Consider the following 21,864-nt stretch of genomic DNA (forward strand, 5'->3'; position numbering starts at 1 on the left):
GTAGCATACAGGCTTGTTGGAGTCCTGATGCCACCAGGTCAACCAGCAATATCCACTGGTCCGGTACATTAAAGCAGGGTACAAACTTCTCCCTGAGGGATCTACGTTTAGTAGTTTTACAGGATCACTTTGAAAATATTACTCTTGTCAGCTGCTAACGTAATCCGTAGTCTATCCCCATTTAACCGTAGATGCGGCATCCAGGTATTTCCTGAAAAGTCGTTCTATCAAGTGGCATAATACTCACTTTCGAGGAGGCACCTGGATTGAGCGCACCAGAATCGATTCAGACTTTACCGATCGAGCGCCACATAGCCAACTCCTGACTAAATCGGTTGTCAATTACTTCGCAAGTGGCATCAATACGCATGGTGGGCCGGGTAGTGAGATTGTAGGCTGGCCAGGCGGGTACATCCTTGGCGGCTGGTTTACCCGTTCGGGCAAAGGTGGTCCAGAGTTCGGCGAAATGACGGGAAGCAGCAAACCGTTCGGGCCGATTGCCACCAAAATAGCTTTCCTTGGGTTCTGACCCGTCGCGGGGGGGCAACTCGTTGTTGAATTTAAACGAAATGTCCATCGCGTGGGGCGTACCCATCGCGTAGTCCGTGCCCGGAATTTTCTTTTCGGACTTGTAGCCGAAATTATACAGATAGACCGGTGCTCCACCTTGCTTCACCTTTTTCTCGGCAATGTCTACCGATCCCAGCCCCATCATGGTAATGGACGATATGGCGACAAAAACAGCGGGGGCTGATGCGTTAGGGTTGGCTTTCCGGTAGGTGTCAACAATTTTGTCAGTGTCTTGCCCGTATTGTGGTTCCAGCTTTTTCTGGACACCCTCAAAATCCAGTTTAGCGAACGCGGTGTCTTTACTTTGCCAGGCAAAAAAAGTGTACTCATCCTCGTTCCAGCCCACCAGTAGCGGCTTATTGCGCGAAATGGCCGGTGCGGTAGGATCGAACGGATGATGCGGCAGCACCACGCCGTCGACCACCGGCCCGAACCCGCCGTAGTTTCGGCGCATCAGGCTCTGCGTCCGATTTTTCTCCTGGAACGGTGGCACGGACGGTAACTTGTTCTGAATGGTCAGCAACGTAGCCGCTGGTACGTCGAGCAATTTGCGCCAGTCTTTCGGGGCGATGTTCAGCTCCTTGAGCAGCATAGCCGTTGTTTCGGCGGCTACGTCTTTGGCAATCATCCGAACACCCGGTCCGCTTTCAATCGAGGCTTTGTTGAAATAGGGAGCTGCATCGGGCATGGCGTACAAGCAAGACGTTTTCGCTCCTCCACCCGATTCGCCCCAGATCATCACGTTATTGGGATCGCCCCCAAACTGAGCAATGTTGTCGTGGACCCATTTCAACCCTAGTGTAATATCCAGCATGCCCATGTTGCCCGAACCGGCATAGTCTGAACCGGCTAGTTCGTCCAGATAAAGAAAGCCCAAGAGACCCAGCCGGTGGTTCGTCTCCACGATAACCACGTCGAAATTGCGGGCCAGGTTTGACCCATCCTGCCCACCCGATGCCCCGGAACCACCCACAAATCCACCCCCGTGGCTGTAGAACATCACCGGGCGTTTTCGGTTATCGCTGGCCGGTGTCCACACATTCAGGAACAGACAGTCCTCGGCAGGGTCCGGTTCATTGCGCCGGGGTGCCTGAATAGCCGGTGCACCAAACTGGAGCGCATCCCGCACACCCGTCCAGGGGGCAATGGGAGCGGGCCGCCGAAAGCGCCGGTCGCCGGAAACTCTACCCCCGTAGGGTATGCCCTTAAAGATAGTCACCCCTTCATTCCGCGCCCCTCTCAGTCGGCCGTGGGTGGTGGCTACCTCAACGAATTCATCCGCCCGGCCAACGCCTGAAAACCCGTATCCGGGTGCAGCTATGGCGGCCGTAGCCAGGGTTAATCGGGTCAAAAAATCGCGTCTATCCAGGTGGTTCATCGGATTGGTGGTTCAGGCGTTTAGGTTTGTGGTTATGAAAGATAAGTTATGAAAGATAAGCAGTCGAACGAAAATACTTTTGCGTATTTGGAATAGCGTTTATGTCATGCTGACCGGTCCGCCGGTGCGGAAGGAAGCATCTTAAAGGTCAAGCATTAGCTGAGCTGTCGGAGCAGATGCTTCCTCCGTCAGCATGACAAAAAGTAACCTAACGTATAGTCTCCGACCTATTTAGTCTCTCTTAAATTTCTCTGCTTCCAGTCTCTCAAATAGGGACAAATATACTATACTAACATACTACCGCTTCTGTATCACCCATTGATGTTCAGTTTATTGATCAGCTTGTCGAGGGTGATGGGGTACTCGCGAACCCGGATGCCCGTGGCGTTATAGACGGCGTTTGCAACCGCTGCCGCCACGCCTACCAACCCCAACTCACCAATACCTTTGGCTTTCATGGGCGACATGGTCGGGTCAACATCATCGAGCAGCACCACCTCCTGATGCGGAATATCGGCGTGAACGGGCACTTCGTAACCCGCCAGGTCGTGGTTGACAAAGAAACCAACCTGCTTATCCACCACCAGTTCTTCCATTAGGGCCGCGCCCACGCCCATCGTCATGGCACCGATGACCTGACTACGGGCGGCTTTGGGATTCAGGATACGCCCGGCGTTGCAAACGGCCAGCATGCGCCGGACGCGGATCTCTCCGGTGTAGCGGTTCACGCCCACTTCCACGAAATGAGCCCCGAAGGTATCCTGCGCGTACTCCTCAGACAGGTTTCCGTAGGTCATTTCATCCGTGACAACCAGGTCGATGGCTTTGGCTGCGTCGCCCAGCGGGTAGCTGCGGTTTCCCGAACGTACCTGTCCACCCACGAATTCCACCCCCTCGGTACTGACGCCTAGTGATTTCGTGACGGCTTCGCGCAATTTGACACAGGCGGCATAGACGCCCGACGTAGCGGAGGCCGCGCCCCACTGTCCACCCGAGCCGGGAGATTCCGGAAACGTTGAATCGCCCAGTTTGACCACCACGTTGGACAGCGGGACGCCCATCATCTCGGCGGCTGTTTGTCCGATAATGGTGTAACTACCCGTTCCGATATCGGTCATGTCGGTCTCGACCGTCACGATGCCTTCCCGGCTTAGCCGTACGCGGGCCGCGGATTTCATGATTGGCGCTCCCCGGATGGCCGACGCGACGCCCATCCCGATTAACCATTGACCCTCCCGGATGGTGCCGGGTTTGGCCTGCCGCTTAGTCCAGCCAAACTGCTCAGACCCGGTTTTCAGGCACTCGACCAGTTTACGGGAGGAAAATTTACGGCCGGGTTTTTCGGGGTCTTCCTGGGTGTCGTTTTTAATTCGGAAGGCTACGGGGTCCATGTTCAGTTTCTCGGCCATCTCATCCATGGCAATTTCCAGCGCCATCATGCCCGTCGCTTCCCCCGGTGCGCGCATGGCACTTCCTTCGGCCAGATCGAGATCGGCTAACCGGAGTTGGGTAAACCGATTGGCCCCTGCGTATAGCAGTCGGGTCGATGCGGTGGCCGTTTCCGATATGCCGCCGGGCAAATTACCCGACCAGCTTTCGTGACCGATAGCGGTGATATTTCCATCGGGGGTGGCCCCGATCCGGATGCGCTGAATCGTGGCGGGACGGTGGGTCGTGTTATTGGCGATCAGCGGCCGGGGCAGGGTTACTTTCACGGGTCGACCCGCAGCACGGGCGGCCAGTGAAGCCGCGATGATGTCGGACAGCACGGTACCTTTACCACCGAAGCCGCCACCGATAAAGGCCGATATAAGCCGGATATTTTCTTTCGGGATACCCAGCACTGTGGCGATGTCCCGAACGCCCCAGTTGATCTGTTGAATGGATGCCCAGCACGTCAGTTTATCCCCGTCCCACTTGGCAATGGTCGCGTGAGGCTCCATCATGGCGTGGGTCTGGTCGGGGGTGGTATAGGTTTCATCCAGCTTGACCGGGGCCGACGCAAAGGCGCTCTCAAAATTTCCCACGTTCGTTGTCGGGGGTGGACTGAACGGACCCGGCTTGATAAGGGGTGCCGAGTCTTTGGCGGCAGCCAGATCGAACGCACCTTTGGTTTTGGTATAGCTTATTTTCAGGAGGGAAGCTGCCGCACGGGCCTGCTCGAAGGTCTCCGCCACCACCACGGCGACCGCCTGGTGATAATGGTCGATGTCGGGTCCGGCCAGCAGCCGGTCGACGTAAAATTGACCCGGCTTGAGTGGTCCGGCATTGGCGGCCGTCACGATCGCCAGCACACCGGGGGCGGCTTTAGCCTTTGACTGATCGATGGCCTTGATCCGTCCTTTGGCAATGGCTGCGCCCACGACGTACCCATACGCGGGATTGGACACCGCGTCGTTATATTCATAGGCGTATGTAGCCGTTCCCGTTGTTTTCAACGGGCCTTCAATGCGGTCCGTTGGTTTGCCAATGACCTTGAGCTGGTCGATTGGATTGGCTCCTGCAGGCGTTTCAAATTTCATGTCAGTGGTTGGCTTCGTTTAAAACGGCCGTCAGGGTACGTTCGACCAGAGCTAGCTTATACTCGTTTTCCTTCGTGGGTCGGGCTCCTGTCAAGAGTTGGGTGGTAAACGCCTTCGCCCCGGATGGTAGCAGCGATTCGGCCTTTTCAACCCGCCAGGGCCGGGGAGATATCCCCCCAACGGCCACATGACCCGTACCATTTTTCTGTACAATTGCCGCCACTGAAACCAGCGCGAAAGCGTAGGAACTGCGGTCGCGCACTTTGTGGTAGATCTGCACTCCTCCCACGGGTGGCGGCAGCAGTACCGCCGTAATCAGTTCGTTCTTCTCCAGTGTCGTTTCCAGGTGTGGCGTCTGACCCGGCAGGCGGTAAAGCTGGTCCAGCGAAAAGGTGCGTTTGGCCCCGTTGGCCTTTACCGTTTCTATCGTCGCATCCAGGGCACGCATGGCCACGGCCATATCACCCGGGTAGGTGGCGATGCACGAAGCACTGGTACCGATGATCCCCAACTGGCGACTAAATCCGGCAATGGCCGCGCACCCGCTGCCGGGCACCCGTTTGTTGCAAAGCTGGTTGGTATCGTAAAAATACGGGCAGCGGGTGCGTTGCAGCAGATTACCGGCGGTGGTCGCCTTGTTGCGCAACTGCCCCGACGCACCCGCCAGCAGCGCCCGCGACAAAAGACCGTAATCCCGTCGCACGAGGGGGTGAGCTGCCAGATCGGTGTTGCTGACCAGCGCGCCAATGCGTAGCCCGCCAGCCGGGGTCGATTCTATTTTGTTCAGGCCAATTTTGCCAATATCGATGACATGTACAGGAGTTTCGATTTCCAGTTTCATCAGATCGAGCAGGTTGGTGCCTCCGGCCAGGAATTTAGACCCTGGTGTTCGGGCCGCGGCTGCCGCGGCTTCGGCGGGTGTGCTCACCCGCTCGTACGTGAAAGTTTTCATAAGCCTTTGTTGATTAACGGCTGGCTACGGATCAAGGAGGATCGGGGATGAGCCGGTGATTTACGCTTGCTTTTCGGCCACTTCATGCATCGCTTCGGCAATATTGGAGTAAGCCCCACAACGGCAGATATTGCCACTCATCCGTTCGCGCAGTTCCAGGTTGGTAGCCTGTGGTTTCTCCAGCAGACTGGCACTGACGTGGCTGGGTATGCCCGCCTTGATTTCGTTGAGCACCCCAATGGCCGAGCAAATCTGCCCCGGCGTGCAATACCCGCACTGGTAGCCGTCGTGCTTGATGAAGGCCGCCTGCATGGGATGTAGCTTGTCGGGTGTTCCCAAGCCCTCGATGGTGGTAATGGCGTCGCCCTGATGCTGAAGGGCCAGCGACAGGCAGGAATTGATCCGCTGGTTATTAACCAGTACCGTACACGCGCCACACTGCCCGTGATCGCAGCCTTTTTTGGTACCCGTAAAGTGGAGGTGTTCCCGCAGGGCATCGAGCAGGGTCGTCCGGGTGTCCATTTCCAGGTTGTGGGATTTACCGTTCACCGTAAACGACACCTTTGCCAGTGAGAGTGGAATGGTATGGGGAGCGGCCTGGGTGCCCGTCACGTTCAACAGGGCAATGGCGGCAACGGCAGCCGTCGTTCCCGCAATCATTTCGCGCCGGGTAATCATCGACTCGTTTGACTCTTCCATCGTATTACCGTTTTAAAGGGTTAATGAGTATTCGTTCTTCTAAAACAGCCAGCATCCTCCTGTGTTAGGTACTAAATACAAAGTTCGACCCTTTACAGGTTGAAACTTATACTAAAACCAGTGTCTTTTTTATGAAAACCATAGATTGGTAGTTTGACTCTAGCACTACAAGGTATTGACTAAACGAGGGAAGCGCAGCCCCAAACCCGGCATTTGCCCGAGGAACCCACTGTAATGATACTACTGTCCCTATCGGTAAAGAATTGAAAAGCACATTTACACATCAAACGGCAACTTTCTATTTCGTTTTGTGGATAAGAAGGGCGTCGCGACCTTTTTGGCAACCCAGGTCGATGTTCCCAGTACGGCTACTGAATTTTTCACCTGCACAACATTCTTTACACCACCTACTTTCCGAGCCGCTGAGTCATCAAAAGATTTTAATGTTTTTCCCTGGGCGGGTGGTCTGGCAACCATCGCATATAACATTATCTTGCGCTTTATATCAATTCCATACAGTGGTTTGCCAGTAGCTATTTTTTTACCGTCGAGGTCACCAATACACTTTGCGGGGTATTTTTCAAACGAATGAACCTGTTTATTTCGATACGCGCTCCAACTATACACCAATCGATCGTTTTCGTTTAATAAAAGGCGAGCTACTGCTATTTAATGAACTAAGTAAAATTTTACTACTGAATGACTTGCGTTAAGATTAGACATAAGCAAAAATCGTTTAGGAAAGCCTCCGAATAAAATCAGGACAAGACACTTCATGGGCAGGCTGACCCATTTTAACATACCACCGGTCGGTGCGCACCAGGGTCAACGCCGTCAGGTAGCCACTCTGGTCATAGGTGTAGGTGTTCTTCAGGGTATGATCGCCATTGGTCAGGTTGAATTCCCAGTTTAGAAGTTTGCCCTCGGAATCATAGGCGTAGGTCGTCCGGTCTGATTTGTTATCTTTTGTTAAGGAGTCTGTCCCGGGCACGGCCCTACCTTTGGCCTATAGGTAAAACAAACTCCTTACACGTATGAAAACGCTCATCACCATTGAAGAAGTCGCTCAGTTGGCTCTTTCGATCTTTTTGTTTGCTAAACTGCCCTTCGTCTGGTGGGTATACCCGGCTTTGCTGCTGCTCCCCGATGTGAGTATGCTGGGGTATCTGATAAATGCTAAAGTGGGTGCATTTAGCTACAACTTGTTCCACCACAAGGCAGTGGCCATTGCGGTTGGCGTGGCTGGGGTAGTGCTGCAAAACAATGAGTTGACGTTGGCGGGCATACTGCTTTTTGGCCACTCCGCCATGGATAGAATGATAGGAGCCGGATTGAAATACACGACCGGTTTTGCCCATACGCACCTGAGTGAGGCAGCCGCTCAGACGAAGCCAACTACTGAATTAACGGTTGCCTGATCGTCAGCGAACCAACTACCAGAGGTTAGTAGCCCTAGACAAATCCAGGTAAACAAATGCCTATCGACGCTACCATTTCTTCCGCTTCCGTAAAGGGGCTGCTCTATGCCGTCGCGCAATGCGGGGCCGATGCCGGGGCGTTGAGCCAGGCAGTTGGGTTGACTAGTGCCGAGTTGAACGATCCTGACGGTCGGGTGCCCATGGCGATCATGCAACGCCTGTGGGGTCTGGCCGTACAGATCACAGGCGACCCGCACCTCGACTTGCACATAGCCCAACATGTCCACCACAGCAGCTACGGCGTGCTGGCGTACGTACTCATGCATTGCCCTACACTGGGCGTGGCCATTCACAAATTGTGCCGCTATCAGGACATTGTTTGCAGTGGCACGCGCATCAGCCTGCGCCACCAGGGCGACAGTGTGGAACTGGTCGTCGACATAATCAGTCCCGCAGTTGTGTACCCGCACTTTGTGCTCAACTCCGAGCTATCCATTTATCTGCATATGCTACGGCTGCTGAGTGGCTAGTCCCTCGCTCCCGAAGCACTACACCTGGCTTATCCCGCTCCGGCCGATACCCGCGAGCACGTTCGTGTTTTTGCGCCTGCCCTGGTGCAATTTGGTACTCCCTATTCCGCCCTGCGCCTGCCAGCTGCCGTGTTAGCGCTACCCATCCTTACCGCCGATCCTGGGCTACTGGCGCTGCTTGAGCCGCATGCCGCTGCCCTGCTGGCCCGACTACACACACTGCCTGCTCTTGCCGATCGCGTACGCCACAAATTGTTGCACCTGTTGGTTCAATCCGAACCCACCCTGGAAGCCGTGGCCGAAGCCCTGAGCCTTAGCCCCCGCATCCTCCAGCGGCAACTGCGTCAGGATGGGTACAGCTACCAGCAACTGCTCGATGAGGTACGCCGTGAGCTGGCTGAACGCCACCTGCGCGAGGGTATTCTCAGCATCAAAGACATCGCGTTACGGCTGGGTTTCGCCGAACCGAGTGTGTTTATCCGGGCATTTCGGCGCTGGACCGGCCAAACGCCCGGTATGTTTCGCCGGGGGTCGTAGTAGGAGCAATAAGCTACTGAATGACGTTCATTTTAGTGCTTTTTTAACGCCTTGCGCGAAAAGTCAATTCAATTTTCGGAATCGGTCAACAAGCCAGCCACTGGCACACAATAACTTTGTTACTTATCTAACGCCCTCTGGGTAACTACCATGTTTTTAGGTCATTTTGGGGTCGGTCTGGCGACCAAGCCCCTGCAACCGCGCGTGTCGCTGGGTACCTTGTTTCTGGCGACACAGCTAGCTGATTTACTTTGGCCTACCCTGTTGCTGCTGGGCATAGAGCGCGTCGAAATCAAGCCCGGTCTATTGGCTGCCTCACCCCTTGACTTCGTGTATTATCCCTTCACGCACAGTCTGCTGGCGGAGGTGGTATTAGGCATAGTACTGGGCCTCGCTTACGGCCTGTTCCGGCGTAACTGGCGCGAAGCCCTGCTGGTGGGTCTGCTGGTGCCCAGTCACTGGCTGCTCGACCTGATCATGCACCGTCCTGATCTGCCCCTGTACTTCGGCCAATCCCCCAAAGCAGGACTGGGTCTATGGAAAAATCTTCCCGCAACGCTGGTACTCGAACTGGGCTCGCTGGCAGTCGGTCTATGGGTGTATATGCGCCACACCAAGGCGCGTAACCGCACCGGTCGCTTCGCACTCTGGGGTATGATCGTCTTTTTAGTGCTCGTCTATTTAGGCGGAGCCCTCGGCCCGGCCCCGGCTAGTGTCGCAGCCCTGGCCTGGAGCGCTCAGATATTATGGCTGGTCGTGGCCCTTGGCTACTGGGTAGATGCGAATCGGGAAGCTGTGTAGAGTAGCCGCTACTTAAAAACAACGTATGGTTTGACAAACAAATAACTTACTCATGAAGACATTAGGACTAATTGGTGGGGTTAGCTGGTATGCTACATCCGTTTATTATAAGACGCTCAATCAACGCACCAATGAACGACTTGGCAGCGCTCATTCGTCTAAACTTCTTCTCTTTTCGGTGGATTTTGAAGAGTTCAGCTTACTACAACAGGTAGGCGACTGGGATGCCGTTGAAACGATGTTATCAGGCATTGCGATACAACTTGAGCAGGCAGGAGCAGACTGCATTGTGATGTGTGCCAACACCGTTCACCTGGTTGCTGACGCAATTCGGCAAAAAATAAACATTCCGTTGCTGCATAGTGCCGAGGAAACAGCCAGGGCAATCGCCAGCCAAAAAATGAATAAGGTTGCGCTTCTTGGCACAAAATTTACCATGGAACACCCGTTCTTTAAAGATCGTCTTTCCCAGTTGGGCATTGAGACGATTATTCCCGACGAAGCGGATAAGGAGTATATTCATGCATCTATATTTAATGAGTTGACAAAAGGAGTTTTTAAAGACGAAACAAAAAATAAATACATTGCCATTATTGATAAATTAAAGAGTCACGGCGCAGAGGGCGTTGTATTTGGCAGCGCTGAGTTTTCACTATTGCTTACTCAAACGGATTGCAGTATTCCAATTTTTGACACGATCGCCATTCATTCCGAGGCCGCGGTTGACTTTGCCTTATCTTAATAACGAGAGGGTAAAAGCCAACGGTTACCTGCCACAAAGAGCGACTGTCTGGGAAGCTGAACATGTGGAGGATCGTATCAGAGATCAGTAAGCAAATCGCCCATGTAGTTGGCTCAGAGAAGTTCTGGATGTATTTGACGAATGTCAGGACCAGGAAGCACGGTGATATTAACGTGTTTCCTGGAATAATTTCTTTACATACCACAGTTGAAGCCCAGCGTAAGTTATTAAGCTTCTTCTCGTTAATTAATTGAGTAAACGACCCATATTAGAATTTTTCAGTACCAACGTAGCCTATGAACGATTCGCTCCACCAGGCAGCCCGACAACTGCGGCAGCACATTCACCAGTTTGTGGCGTTGTCGGATGAGGAATGGCTTGGCCTGGAGCCACACCTGTCGATCGTCCATCTGAAAAAAAACCAATTCATGGCTACGCAGGGGGTTGTTGCCAGTCAGATAGGCTTTATCCTGGAGGGCGTATTCCGGCAGTATTATACCAAAGACGGCGAAGAACGCACCACCTATTTCTTCTTCGACCAGCAGTTGGTAGCGGCTTACATGAGCTGCATCACCGCCCGGCCATCGCCGGTTAATATAGAAGCCCTCAGTGACACGACGTGTCTGGTCTTTCCTTACGCCGTCCTCAAATCACTGTTCAGTCAATATGCGGGCTGGCAGGAATTTGGCCGATTGTTTGCCGAATATATAATGGTGGCTTTGGAAGAGCGAATGGCGGGCCTGTTGATGCTCAGCCCCGAAGAACGCTATCTGGCCCTGCTGGAAGGCGATCAGCGGCACCTCCTCCAACGAGTACCCCAGCACTACATTGCCACCTACCTGGGCATTACCCCCGTCAGCATGAGTCGAATTCGTAACCGAATCATCCCTAAATAACGTAAATAGGGGGCAAAATGGAAACTAAATCGTTAATAGTTAAGAGGTTGATTTGTTGGCTATTTTTTGTCATCCCGAGGAACGAGGGATCTTCGGTGAAATGGAAAACTTAGCCTCACCCGAAGATCCCTCGTTCCTCGGGATGACAAAAATCAGCCTTTCCTTCATCACCTAAGTTCCATTATTCACGTTAAATAAGGGATGGCCGAACCGGTTGCCGGATGATCCGACTACGGGCGAACCGGCGGCCTAACCGAACTGACAGCCCGACCGAATCGCAACGGCGAACCGGCAACCCAACCGAATCGCGGCCCGACCCGTTCTTATCTTTTGTTATCGTCCTGGCCCGAGGTGGTCCGGTAGCTTTGTTGCAGACAAAAACACAAAGCTATGCAGCCGATAAAAGAAGACAATCAGACAACATTCGTTAGCCAGGAAGTCGAGTTGCCGGGTGTCATTGAACCCAGTGGATTCATCGTTCGCAATACCCCGCTGAACAAACCAGCAGCCGGTCAGGTGATCGTTCGGGTAGAAGCCAGTGGCATCTCCTTTGCCGAGCAGGCCATGCGCCGGGATCGCTATCCGGGCCAGCCGGCGTTCCCCTTTGTGCCGGGTTACGATCTGGTCGGCACGGTAGTAGCTATTGGGCCGGACGTTGATGCCTCGTTGATGGGCAAACGGGTGGCCGCCCTGACCAAAACCGGGGGCTGGGCCAGCTATTCCCTGCGTGCGGCCAACGAGTTGCTGCTCGTTCCGGCTGGAGTTGACCCGGCCGATGCCGAAACACTGGTTGTCAATGGGCTCACGGCCTGGCAGATGTTGCATCGGAAAGCCCGTATTCGCGCGGGTCAAACCATCGTCGTGCATGGCGCCAACGGCGGTGTCGGTACCACCCTTGTACAACTGGCCCGGCACGCTGGCGTACGGGTCATCGGACTGGCTTCGCGTCGACATCACGCCACCCTGAAAGAACAGGGCGTTGAACCCATCGATTATAACGACTCAAACTGGGCCCATCAGATTCGGGAACTGGCGCCAGATGGGGTCGATGCCGTTTTCGACAATGTAGGTGGTGCCGGTATTACGCAATCGTTTCGCTTGCTCAAACAGGGTGGCACCCTGGTTAGCTACGCCATTGCTTCAGCCATGCTGACTCAAAAGTCGATGCTCCTTAACTTCATCGACCTGATTGCGCACCTTACCTGGTGGAACCTGATGCCCAATGGTCGCCGGGCCTTGTTCTATGACGTCATGGCGGGTCGGGGTAGTCAGGCGTTTCAAAGCCGCGCACAGGACGATTATGCCCAGATCATGAGCTTGCTGGCCAGTGGTGTGCTTTCCCCCCGCATTGCCGCCCGTTTTCCGCTTGACCACATTCGGCAGGCCATGGAACTGGCCGAATCCCGAACCGCATATGGCAAGGTAATTCTCATTCCTAATCATTCTCAAAACGCCTGAATCAGCCGACGTCATGAAAAACACATTCCTACAAAAACACCATATCTTGATTACCGGCGGCAATGGCCTGGTCGGTAAGTCGTTAACGCAGGACTTGCTCCGTGAAGGGCACCGGGTTAGCCACCTGAGCCGTACCCCATCCATCATTCCGGACGTCACGACCTACGGCTGGAACGTGGTGGATCAGCAGATTGATGCGCATTGCCTGGACGGGGTCGACACGATCATCCATCTGGCGGGCGCGGACATCGCCGATGAGACCTGGACGCCCGCCCGCAAGCTGGAAATCAGCCGCAGCCGTACCGAATCGATCCGGCTCCTCTACCGATTGATGGGCCAGCGGCCTCATGCCGTCAAATCGGTTATCTCGGCCTCGGGCATCGCGTTCTACGGGGACCGATCCGATGAAATCCTGACTGAGCAAAGCGATCCTGCCCCCGATTTTCTGGGTACGGTCTGCCAGGAATGGGAGGCTGCTGTTGGTGAAGGGAAAGCCCTGGGCCTGCGCGTGGTTATATTTCGTACGGGGGTCGTCCTCACCAAAGAGGGTGGGGCGTTGGCTTCGTTGGTGCCGATGATCCAGTCGGGTTTTGGGGCAACTATCGGCAGCGGTCGCCAGTGGGTTCCCTGGATACACCTGCAGGATGTGGTGGGGCTGTATGGTCTGGCGGTTCGGGACAGTTCACTGGCGGGTGTGGTCAACCAAACCGCTCCGGGTCTGCTCACCAACCGGCAATTTATGGAAGCTCTGGCCCGGCACTTTCACAAACCGCTTTGGATGCCTTCCATTCCCGCTTTTATGCTCAAACTGATGATGGGGGAGCGCAGTGCTTTTGTGCTCAATAGTGCCAGGGCTGTCCCACCCGAACGGCTTCTGCAAGCCTACCGCTATCAGTATCCTACTCTTGATCAAGCACTAAGCGCCATGTATGCGTAACAGGCGGAGGATTCAATGGGCCCAGGATCTAACCCAAAAGACTACTGGAACGGGCTGGCCATCTTCACCCTAAGAACCACGTTTGCCCATTTTTTTTTCGTCGTATGACTCGACTCGTTCGTATGCTACTAACTTCATTTGACAGATAGTAAAAAGTCAGTGTCTCGAAAAAAACTCCAAAGTGAGACCTGGGAGAGTATCCACGTATAGGCCGTTTAGTAGAACGGCTTATTTTAAGAACTGTCAAAGGCCCACAGTAGGTGCCGCACCGGCGGACCGTGCCGACCCGGGTCTGACCGTCGCCAACGCGGTACTAACCGTAGCATACAATTAGCGAGGCATTTCAGTTTACTTCTTAAATTTACAAGGGTAATCTTAATCCCGGTTAAGTTGTCCCTTATTTGCTTCAAAAGAGTTATATCTGAATGCCGAATTAACGTATAAGGATCTTGCTGAGGTAAAAGCTGACCTACTTTCTCCAGGCTTAAGGAGTCCGTTGATTCTTTTAAGAATTTGGCAAATATCAACTGTGCCAGCAGGGGACGTATCGACGGTAGCTCTTAATTAAGCGTTGATAAACAATACGCTTGCTGGAGAGTTAAAATTCAGAGCTGGACAAGCTCAGACTTATAACTCGTTACCAATAATGAAAATAGGAATCATTGGCGCTGGCTTCATCGGCAGTGCCCTTGCCGTTCGGCTCACGGGCCTCGGCCATTCATTGGAAATTGCTAACTCCCGTGGCCCTGAAACATTGGGTGAAGTGGCCGAAAAAACCGGTGCTACTCCCGTTACCTCCCAGGAAGCGGCTCATTATGGCGAAATCATCGTGGTGACCATTCCTCTGAAAAATATTCCCGATCTACCCAAAGACTTATTTGAGGGTGTACCTGCTGAAGTGCCCGTCATTGATACCAGCAACTACTATCCCCTGTTGCGGGATGGACATATCGCCGAACTGGAGCAGGGTGAGCTGACTGAAAGCGAATGGGTACAGCAGCACCTTGGCCGGCCTGTCATCAAGGTGTTCAACAACATCTTAGCTGACCACCTTGAAAAATTGGGACAGCCCGTTGGGACACCCGGCCGTATCGGTCTGCCGGTGGCTGGCGATGACCCTGTAGCCAAGCAAAAAGTAATGGCCCTGGTGGAGGAACTGGGCTTTGATGCGGTGGACAATGGTCATCTGCATGAATCATGGCGGCAACAGCCTGGCACACCCTGCTATGCAGCCGATCTACCCGCCAATGAGCTACGGCAACAATTAGAAAGTCTGGGCACAGAGCGTACGAAGGATCAACATGCGCAATTTTTGGCCAACCACGCTGCGCTGGAAAAGCAAATGGCAGCGCAGGGCATCGAGCTGAAATAGCCACCGATCAAACCCGCTTCCCTTAATGCATTGACTTTCATAGGAAGCCGCACACAGTTCTTACTGGTGCGGCTTTTTACTAACCGGAATTTTAACTACAGTCAATGGTAAAGGTGATGAAACTCCAGGTTCTCACCCTATGCTACTGATGACGTTGGGCAGTTATTAAAAACACCCGTCTCGCAATAACCCTCGTGCTTGAGACTAAGGAGCGTTTATGTATCTGCTTCTTAAATAGGGCGTTTAGGGAGATTGACAGATTTGCTCTATTTTTCACACAGCAAACATGAACTTGATGACAAATGCAGTTTGGAATGATTGTCTTCCTGCTATGTATAGGGAGGCCTTGCTTGGCTCAAACTCAGCAAAGCGTCAGTTTTACCAACGGTAATCAGGTATTAGCGGGCACGCTCACGATGCCTCCAGGAACGGGCGTTCATCCGGCGGTACTTATTGTCTTGGGCAGTGGGTCTAGCAACCGAGATGGGGAGGTAGAGGGACTTAGGCCCTTCCAGGCAATGACGACCGAACTGGTCAAAAAGGGGTTTGCTGTGTTACGCTATGATAATCGGTCTAAAGGTCGCTCACCAGGTAAGCCAATTGACGAGTCTACTACTACAGAATTGGCTTCAGATGCTCAAGTAGCTTACAGATTCTTAAAGGGTCGTAAAGAGATAGATTCAGGACGAATTGGAATTATCGGGCACAGTGAAGGAGCGACTATTGCCGCTATCGCTGCGTCAAGGATTCCGAAAATCAGATGTTTGCTCGCTCTCAATGGGGCTGCTTTGCCTGGCTATGAAGACATTTTACTAACCACCGAGGAGCGGCTACGAGAAGCAGGTACATCCGATGATACGATTCGTTCCTATCTAACCAACATGCGGCTTTACTTAGGTCGTCCTGCTTCTACTCCATTGGGAAAAAGAAGGGTAGCCACCCGGCATATCGTTCGGTTTGAGATTAACAGACTACCTGTCGACCAACGCGCTAAGATTACAAAAGCCGACATCGAATCGGCAGTAGATAGCCAACTGCATGAGGTGCTATCTCGTTGGGAACAGCACTACTTAAGCCTGAATCCTGCCAATTATTATCAGAAATTGCGTTGCCCAGTCAGTTTAATTTTTTCAGATAGTGAAGTGGAAGGTCTGCTCTCGAAGCGACTGTCCGAATTCAGAAAAGTGTTTAACAGGGTTAATCAGGCTCCTCCAATACGGCAAATCAAGCACGCAGACCATAACTTAATTACAACAGATCAGCGACCCAAAGCAGTCTCATCGGCCTTTATTAAAGCAGTAGTAGAGGAGGCAGGCAAATTGATTTAGCTCTGTAGTTATCTCAGTTAAACGCTCCCCAGTGAGACGATATAACTTTAGTCTTTCCTCAGATGCAACAATAGCCAGCATCTCCGCTGGCTATTGTTGCATTATCCTTTTCAACGTCTTTCTATCGCTGACCAAAAACAAAGTAGACGCCTGCACCTAGCAAAAGCATCTTCCCCGTATCCCCTTCGGTAAAAACAATATGGTACCCTGCATCCGCATTTATACCAAAAGAAGGTGCAACAGCATACTGTAATCCGACCTTCGGAGCTACGCCAAACTTACTATCATTGTCTGCTGATTTTAAGGTCTGAATTCCGTTGGTAATTTCAACGGTAGCAGCCGCTCTATACAACCCGGCTTCCAGACCGACATAGGGACGCAAAGCTGACTCGGAGAAAAAGTACTCTGCCTGACCGGTCACCATTAGAAGATTCCCAGAGGCTTTGACCGATCCATTTGTCCCACTCCCGGGATCAAAAACGAAACTTGCCGAATTACTTTTGGTAAAGTAGCGACCATTCAATCCAATGGCCAAATTCGGGTTAACAAAGTAGCGAACCGTAACGCCACCCCCCCAAAGGCCGTCAGAGAAGGAAGACCCTTTTTCGGTCGCGGCTAAAAAGTTACCATTCACGTTCGCTTGAAACTGAGCCTGAGCATTATTGGACAAAAGCAGAGCCCCAACAACAAGTAAAGTGGATGTAATTACTTTCGTAATGTTTTTCATGATGAGTAGATAACGTTGATTAAAAATAGATTAAAGTTTGCGAAGATAGACGGCAATACTTATATGGCCAAAGACTTTTCTCACTTTAACGCTCCCCAAAATGAGATGCACCAAGGCTCATGACTTAGTGGTAAAATTGGCTGCTTGGATAGTTGCGCAGGGCAAATCCATGGAACGCGACCTGAAAACGGGCGAAACCCACCACGGCAAAGTCGCTCTCAGGAAAGGACAATTTCCGGATGCCATGAATCAGCACGGCATCGACGGTTTACACATTCAACCAGTAAGAAAGCTTGACGACCAGGGCCCGGTTTTTGCTGGCCAACGAACCGGGAAGGTAATTTTCCTGGTACACAACAAACAGGTCCGAAACGGGTGCGTAACGCCATTGCAGCCGGGCATTCAGGTTGATGTTGTTGGTCTGGTTATTGAACTGCATAAACGTGGTCAGAAATACCTGGCGGCTGAAAGTCAGATCGGCGCGGGGACCAAGCAGTAAGTAACGCACTGATTTGTAAGGTTCCGGCAAGCGAATGTCATTGTACTCTGCCGATAGGCTTAAAGTACCATAGGGCTGGAACCGGTACTGGGTCGTAGCCACAATGTTGGCGTTGGTACCATTAAAGTAGCGACCCATGTTTCCCTCGATCTGGGCGTTCAGGCGTTTGCGCTTGTCGGAGCCATAGTGCCAAAAAAATCCCCGAACCTGATAGCTTGTGTTTTCGGCTAATTGGCGACCATCGGAGTTGGTTGGATCGTAGGCGAAAAACAGGTACGTGTAGCCTGTAAAGTACCCGGCATAGGCATCGGCTGTATTCCTGAATTGTACCGAGTAACCATAATTTGTTTCACGGTCAGTAATACGGCCACCCAGATTCTGGATCAGGCTACCGCTCAGGTAGGTTCCATGCGAAATGACTCGGCGCGTTCCCGGGACGTAAAACGTCGTTGTCGTTTCACCGCCGTACCGCCAGTAGCCCAGGCGAGGCACGTAGCCAATATCATTAATCAGGTAGTTCGTGCCGACATAATCATAGGAGCCAATGGCCGAAAAATTTCGACTGGTGTAGCCCAGGTTAGCCCCGTAGGTATGGGCATCCATGAGTTTATAAGGCTTGATGGCCTGGTGATAAAAGAGCTTTCCCGTCCAGCGGTTGTTGGCCGTCTGGAGCGTATAGTCCAGTCCGCCGATGCGCGTAAACCGGCTGCTGTCCGATTGCTGGCTCATGCTCTGGCGGTTCACTAAAATCGCGGCTATATTCGATCGGCCCAACACCTGGCGTTGGACCACACCCACCGTATAGTTTTCGCCTGGAATGCCTTTTTCGGCTTGGCTAGCCGTTTGGGTGTTCAATAGCCCAACGCGCCAGTTTTTACTCACTTTACCGCTAAGCCGGACCCCATAAAATAGCGGATTTTGCACGATAATGCCCGCGCTTGTGTCGCGCCCGATGCCGATCCGCCGACTGAAAAACGGCCGTGACCGCGTCGAGCCAAAGTTGGCAAACAGATCCTGATTCTCAATAAAAAACTGCCTTCGTTCGGGGTAAAATAGTTCGAATCGACTCAGGTTTGTGACCTGCTGATCAGCTTCTACCTGCGAGAAATCAGGGTTAACGGTTAAGTCCAGGTTCAGCGAGGGGGTAATTCCGATTTTAGCGTCGAAGCCAATGCCCCCGGCAAAATTCTGCGTTCCACCTTCATTGCGGCCGTCGATGAGACGGCCACTGAGGTAGGGAATAATAGACAGATTGGGACCCGGCGCGGGAAGTGGTGTGGCGAAACGAATGGTATCGGCGAAGGCCAGTGACGAGGGCGATTGCGCAACGGGTACCCGTTTCCAAGCCGATCGCTGGTTGTTTTTGACATCGTTTCGGACAAAGTTGGCCAGAAAATAGCGCGCCCCGGCTCGGTATCGAATTGTCTTAAGCGGAATCATCATTTCGCCCTGCCATCGGTCGGCAAATACTTTCACCGCCGATCGCCATTTGTTGTCCCATTCGGGTGCCACCTGTTCGCCGTTGTAGATTTGCCCTTCCCGCTCCACGCCCAAGGGTGTCAGCTGAAAAGTAAAGCCATTAACGCGATCGCCGAAAGAGTCGAAATAGACGGAAAAATTGTCATTGGTATCCCACATAAAATCCCGTTTCAACGAGCTGGCAATAAACGATTTCTCCCGATTTTTATCGTAGCAGACAACGGCCAGATATAAAAAATGAGTATCGTAACTCATCCGGACTTCGGTCCGGTTGTAAGCCGGAAGGGTATCGTTGGGGAAATTCTGTGTGAAATTACCGGCGATAGTGGCCCGTTGCCAAGCTGCTTCAGACAGGTCTCCGTCGATGCGGATCAGAGAATCGGTAGGTGCGACAAGGAGGGACTGGCCCGAACTCTTAACTGACAATAGTAGAGCCGTGAACAGCATAAAAAACCTGCCGATAGATGGAATCATAAAATGGAGTTTATAATGCAGACAAAGCTACGGCGGTTACCGCCATTCGCAAATCGCTCCAGATGGAGTGGAGTCTGATTTGACTCATTACTTCAACTCGATGACTTCAGCCACGTCCAGTTCTTGTTCCGGCTTAGTCACTCTGGCTCGCAGTTCACGGGCTTGATCCACACGCTGTGACGGAGGGCAAGGGACAGCTGGGTTCTTTTAAATGGGCGGTCGATTGGGTTGTTCAGCGGCCGGTTGTTAGTTTAATCAATCGGGATTACTATATATATGAATCTGCAAAATTTCGAGCTAGTTGCATGTTCGTTTATTGATAAAATATAATAATCAACCTAATGTCGAACGCTACTTACTGATTTAAATTTTTGAAATATTTCTAGCAAAACATGGAAAAACTAAGGTGATTGACTCGTTGGCAACGTTCCCGGTAACGATTGCATAGAAAAGAACAATAAAATATTTGTTAAATTTAATAAATGGATGGACATTAAAAGAGGAAATATCATTCTGCTGAAAGGCATAGAATACGGTGTTTATTGTAAAAGTACAAAAACGAACACTATCGTATTTTTGCTTGCTTTTCCTGGGTACTAGTTGAATCCTGTAATATCTTTCCTCCAACTATTGTGAATTATAAATCGCTACCTGACGAACTATTGGTTATCTATCTCAGGAACGGAGATCAGATGGCCTTTCGAGAGATTTACCAGCGCTATTGGAAAAAACTGTACAATGTTGCCCGACGCAAAGTTCAAGATCTGGAGGCTGTGGAAGAGCTTGTCCAGGATATTTTCCTTCGCTTATGGGAACGCCGTGGGTCGTTACGAATCGATCGGTTAGATGCCTATTTGTTTACCGCTATTCGATACGCTATCATTAATCATATAAAGGCAACGCTGGTTCAGGAAAAATACGCGGGCTATGCGTTTGCCTCCTACAACGAAGCATTATTTACGACAGACGATCAGATGGATCTGGACGAATTGATGAATGCCGTGGAGCAGCATTTGACTGATTTACCAGAAAAGACCCGTCAAATATTTCGCCTGAGTCGCCTGGAATGCCAGACCGTCAAAGAGATTTCTTCCCAACTGAAAGTTCCGGAGCGGACGGTCGAATACCACATCAGCAAGGCCATCAAAACGCTCCGTCATTACCTCCGCGATTACCTGTTGATCGGTCTATTTATGAATTTGTTTCTGTGAGACTGGATGGTGACGCCTACCGCCGTATCATTATGTACTATAATTTTTTCTAGGAATATACTCTTTTTTAAGCTCTTATATTGCATTTTTTAACTAATTAATAAAACTATTTGCGGCATTCGACCTGTCTGGTTGACTTACTCAGTAGAAACTAGGACTACAGGTCAAATGAGCCGGAAGAAGTTTGGGCAGCTTTTACAAAAGTATCTACGCGGTGAATGTACACCCCGGGAAAAGCTTTTTGTTGAACATTGGTACGGCCTGCTGGAGACGGAAACCGGTGAGTCAGGTCAGGAAATCGATTTAGCTGAGTTGGAAGGTCGTCTGTGGAATCAGATACAACAAAAAATGGATACCAACGAACTGGCTGACGAGACGCCGGTTATACCAATCCGAACAGTTAGCTATCGTTGGCTAGGTATTGCGGCATCGCTCATTTTGGTTGGTATCTGGTTCTATGCGAAGAATCCCATTGATCTGAAATCCATTTATCCGCTCACCGCCAATTCGCAAACGGACTGGATTGAACGGTCGAACAAGTCGGCCCAACCTCTGGCGATACGCCTGGAAGATGGGAGTACCGTTCAACTGGCGCCTAAAAGTTCGCTTCGATTTCCTAAACGCTTCGCCGTCGAAAACCGAACGGTGTACCTGACGGGTGATGCATTTTTCTCGATTCAAAAGATGCCATCCCGCCCGTTCTATATCCACACCGATAAGGTTGTGACAAAAGTATTGGGCACCAGCTTCTTCATTCGAACGCTGCTGACTAACAGCCAAGTACGAGTGGAAGTCGTTACGGGTCGGGTTACGGTCTACAAAGAGGAAGAGGAGAAGGAAGCCTCACCAAATAGGGTTGTTCTGAGTCCCAATCAGACGGCTACGTTTTACAGTAGAGAGGATCACCTGGTAACGGGACTCGTCGACTCCCCCAAACTTATTAAGCCAGTAGTCAGTGACCAGAAACCATTGACGTTCCAGTTTGACGATGCACCGCTGGCGGAGGTTCTGGCAACGCTCGAACAAGCGTATGGAATCAATATCGACGTTGTAAACGATCAGCTGAAAAACTGTCCGCTTACCGCCGATCTGACTAATCAGCCACTCTACACGCAACTGGATATCATCTGCGCAGCACTAAAATCCACGTACGAAATTAAGGGAACCACAATCCTGATCAATGGGAAGGGGTGTATCTAGGAACCAATTCATCAGTACAATAAACGACTTTTTCGTAATCCACTTGCCTATGACCTGACTGTCTTCAATACACGCGTTTTCATAAAAACGCTGGTCATGCGATCAACATGAACCAGCGCCGAATTGCTCCAAAT

The 21,864-nt window shown here is 51.8% G+C and carries 19 protein-coding genes and 1 pseudogene; 12 read left to right on the top strand and 8 right to left on the bottom strand.

Features of this window, described 5'->3' with window-relative positions; translation table 11 throughout:
* Positions 1 to 286 precede the first annotated feature (286 nt).
* From CWM47_RS05505 to CWM47_RS05530, 6 genes are all read right to left on the bottom strand, one after another.
* Complete coding sequence (locus CWM47_RS05505) at positions 287 to 1,948, bottom strand: carboxylesterase/lipase family protein (RefSeq protein ID WP_100986952.1); 1,662 nt, start codon at positions 1,946 to 1,948, stop codon at positions 287 to 289.
* 311 nt (positions 1,949 to 2,259) lie between these two features.
* Positions 2,260 to 4,470, bottom strand: coding sequence for an aldehyde oxidoreductase molybdenum-binding subunit PaoC (gene paoC, locus CWM47_RS05510; RefSeq protein WP_100986954.1), 2,211 nt, complete (start codon positions 4,468 to 4,470; stop codon positions 2,260 to 2,262).
* Position 4,471: 1 nt separating this feature from the next.
* A complete protein-coding gene (locus CWM47_RS05515) occupies positions 4,472 to 5,422 on the bottom strand; it encodes an FAD binding domain-containing protein (protein WP_100986956.1) in 951 nt (316 codons plus the stop codon).
* A 60-nt stretch (positions 5,423 to 5,482) separates the two neighbouring features.
* A complete protein-coding gene (gene paoA, locus CWM47_RS05520) occupies positions 5,483 to 6,121 on the bottom strand; it encodes an aldehyde dehydrogenase iron-sulfur subunit PaoA (protein ID WP_100986958.1) in 639 nt (212 codons plus the stop codon).
* Positions 6,122 to 6,397: 276 nt separating this feature from the next.
* Positions 6,398 to 6,748, bottom strand: a complete 351-nt coding sequence (locus CWM47_RS05525) for a hypothetical protein (protein ID WP_100986960.1) — start codon at positions 6,746 to 6,748, stop codon at positions 6,398 to 6,400.
* Positions 6,749 to 6,857: 109 nt separating this feature from the next.
* The gene (locus CWM47_RS05530) at positions 6,858 to 7,112 is read right to left on the bottom strand and encodes a hypothetical protein (protein ID WP_100986962.1); all 255 of its coding nucleotides are present in this window, start codon (positions 7,110 to 7,112) and stop codon (positions 6,858 to 6,860) included.
* Between the two features lie 43 nt (positions 7,113 to 7,155).
* Here CWM47_RS05530 and CWM47_RS05535 point away from each other — a divergent pair, with 43 nt between their 5' ends.
* From CWM47_RS05535 to CWM47_RS05575, 10 genes and pseudogenes are all read left to right on the top strand, one after another.
* A complete protein-coding gene (locus CWM47_RS05535) occupies positions 7,156 to 7,539 on the top strand; it encodes a DUF4260 domain-containing protein (protein WP_100986964.1) in 384 nt (127 codons plus the stop codon).
* Positions 7,540 to 7,595: 56 nt separating this feature from the next.
* Positions 7,596 to 8,201: pseudogene (locus CWM47_RS39120) on the top strand (AraC family transcriptional regulator); the annotation flags it as partial.
* Between the two features lie 162 nt (positions 8,202 to 8,363).
* Positions 8,364 to 8,606: a helix-turn-helix transcriptional regulator gene (locus CWM47_RS39125; RefSeq protein ID WP_240626010.1), complete on the top strand. Its 243-nt coding sequence runs from the start codon at positions 8,364 to 8,366 to the stop codon at positions 8,604 to 8,606.
* Positions 8,607 to 8,756: 150 nt separating this feature from the next.
* Positions 8,757 to 9,407, top strand: a complete 651-nt coding sequence (locus CWM47_RS05545; RefSeq protein WP_100986967.1) for a hypothetical protein — start codon at positions 8,757 to 8,759, stop codon at positions 9,405 to 9,407.
* Between the two features lie 52 nt (positions 9,408 to 9,459).
* Positions 9,460 to 10,149: an aspartate/glutamate racemase family protein gene (locus CWM47_RS05550; protein WP_100986969.1), complete on the top strand. Its 690-nt coding sequence runs from the start codon at positions 9,460 to 9,462 to the stop codon at positions 10,147 to 10,149.
* A gap of 296 nt (positions 10,150 to 10,445) precedes the next feature.
* Positions 10,446 to 11,045 carry a Crp/Fnr family transcriptional regulator gene (locus CWM47_RS05555; protein WP_100986971.1) on the top strand — a complete coding sequence of 200 codons (600 nt, stop codon included), beginning with the start codon at positions 10,446 to 10,448 and terminating at the stop codon, positions 11,043 to 11,045.
* Between the two features lie 390 nt (positions 11,046 to 11,435).
* Entirely contained in the window at positions 11,436 to 12,503 is a 1,068-nt protein-coding gene (locus CWM47_RS05560; RefSeq protein ID WP_100986973.1) for a medium chain dehydrogenase/reductase family protein, read from the top strand.
* A gap of 13 nt (positions 12,504 to 12,516) precedes the next feature.
* Positions 12,517 to 13,440 (top strand): TIGR01777 family oxidoreductase, encoded by a 924-nt coding sequence (locus CWM47_RS05565; RefSeq protein ID WP_100986975.1) that lies wholly within the window; start codon positions 12,517 to 12,519, stop codon positions 13,438 to 13,440.
* A gap of 571 nt (positions 13,441 to 14,011) precedes the next feature.
* Entirely contained in the window at positions 14,012 to 14,812 is an 801-nt protein-coding gene (locus CWM47_RS05570; protein ID WP_262512007.1) for an NADPH-dependent F420 reductase, read from the top strand.
* A gap of 350 nt (positions 14,813 to 15,162) precedes the next feature.
* Positions 15,163 to 16,140 (top strand): alpha/beta hydrolase family protein, encoded by a 978-nt coding sequence (locus CWM47_RS05575; RefSeq protein ID WP_157815906.1) that lies wholly within the window; start codon positions 15,163 to 15,165, stop codon positions 16,138 to 16,140.
* 121 nt (positions 16,141 to 16,261) lie between these two features.
* Here the strand turns inward: CWM47_RS05575 and CWM47_RS05580 are convergent, their stop codons facing one another.
* Together CWM47_RS05580 and CWM47_RS05585 are read right to left on the bottom strand one after the other, a co-directional pair.
* Positions 16,262 to 16,867, bottom strand: coding sequence for an outer membrane beta-barrel protein (locus CWM47_RS05580; RefSeq protein ID WP_100986981.1), 606 nt, complete (start codon positions 16,865 to 16,867; stop codon positions 16,262 to 16,264).
* 268 nt (positions 16,868 to 17,135) lie between these two features.
* The gene (locus tag CWM47_RS05585; protein WP_240625724.1) at positions 17,136 to 19,319 is read right to left on the bottom strand and encodes a DUF5916 domain-containing protein; all 2,184 of its coding nucleotides are present in this window, start codon (positions 19,317 to 19,319) and stop codon (positions 17,136 to 17,138) included.
* Between the two features lie 632 nt (positions 19,320 to 19,951).
* Between CWM47_RS05585 and CWM47_RS05590 the strand changes: the two genes are divergently transcribed.
* Both CWM47_RS05590 and CWM47_RS05595 read left to right on the top strand, forming a co-directional pair.
* The gene (locus CWM47_RS05590; protein ID WP_100986983.1) at positions 19,952 to 20,530 is read left to right on the top strand and encodes an RNA polymerase sigma factor; all 579 of its coding nucleotides are present in this window, start codon (positions 19,952 to 19,954) and stop codon (positions 20,528 to 20,530) included.
* 168 nt (positions 20,531 to 20,698) lie between these two features.
* On the top strand, positions 20,699 to 21,730 hold the full coding sequence (locus CWM47_RS05595) for a FecR family protein (RefSeq protein WP_100986985.1): 1,032 nt from the start codon (positions 20,699 to 20,701) through the stop codon (positions 21,728 to 21,730).
* The last annotated feature ends 134 nt before the right edge of the window (positions 21,731 to 21,864 follow it).

Origin of the sequence: Spirosoma pollinicola, from assembly GCF_002831565.1 — a bacterium.
GTDB lineage: Bacteria > Bacteroidota > Bacteroidia > Cytophagales > Spirosomataceae > Spirosoma > Spirosoma pollinicola.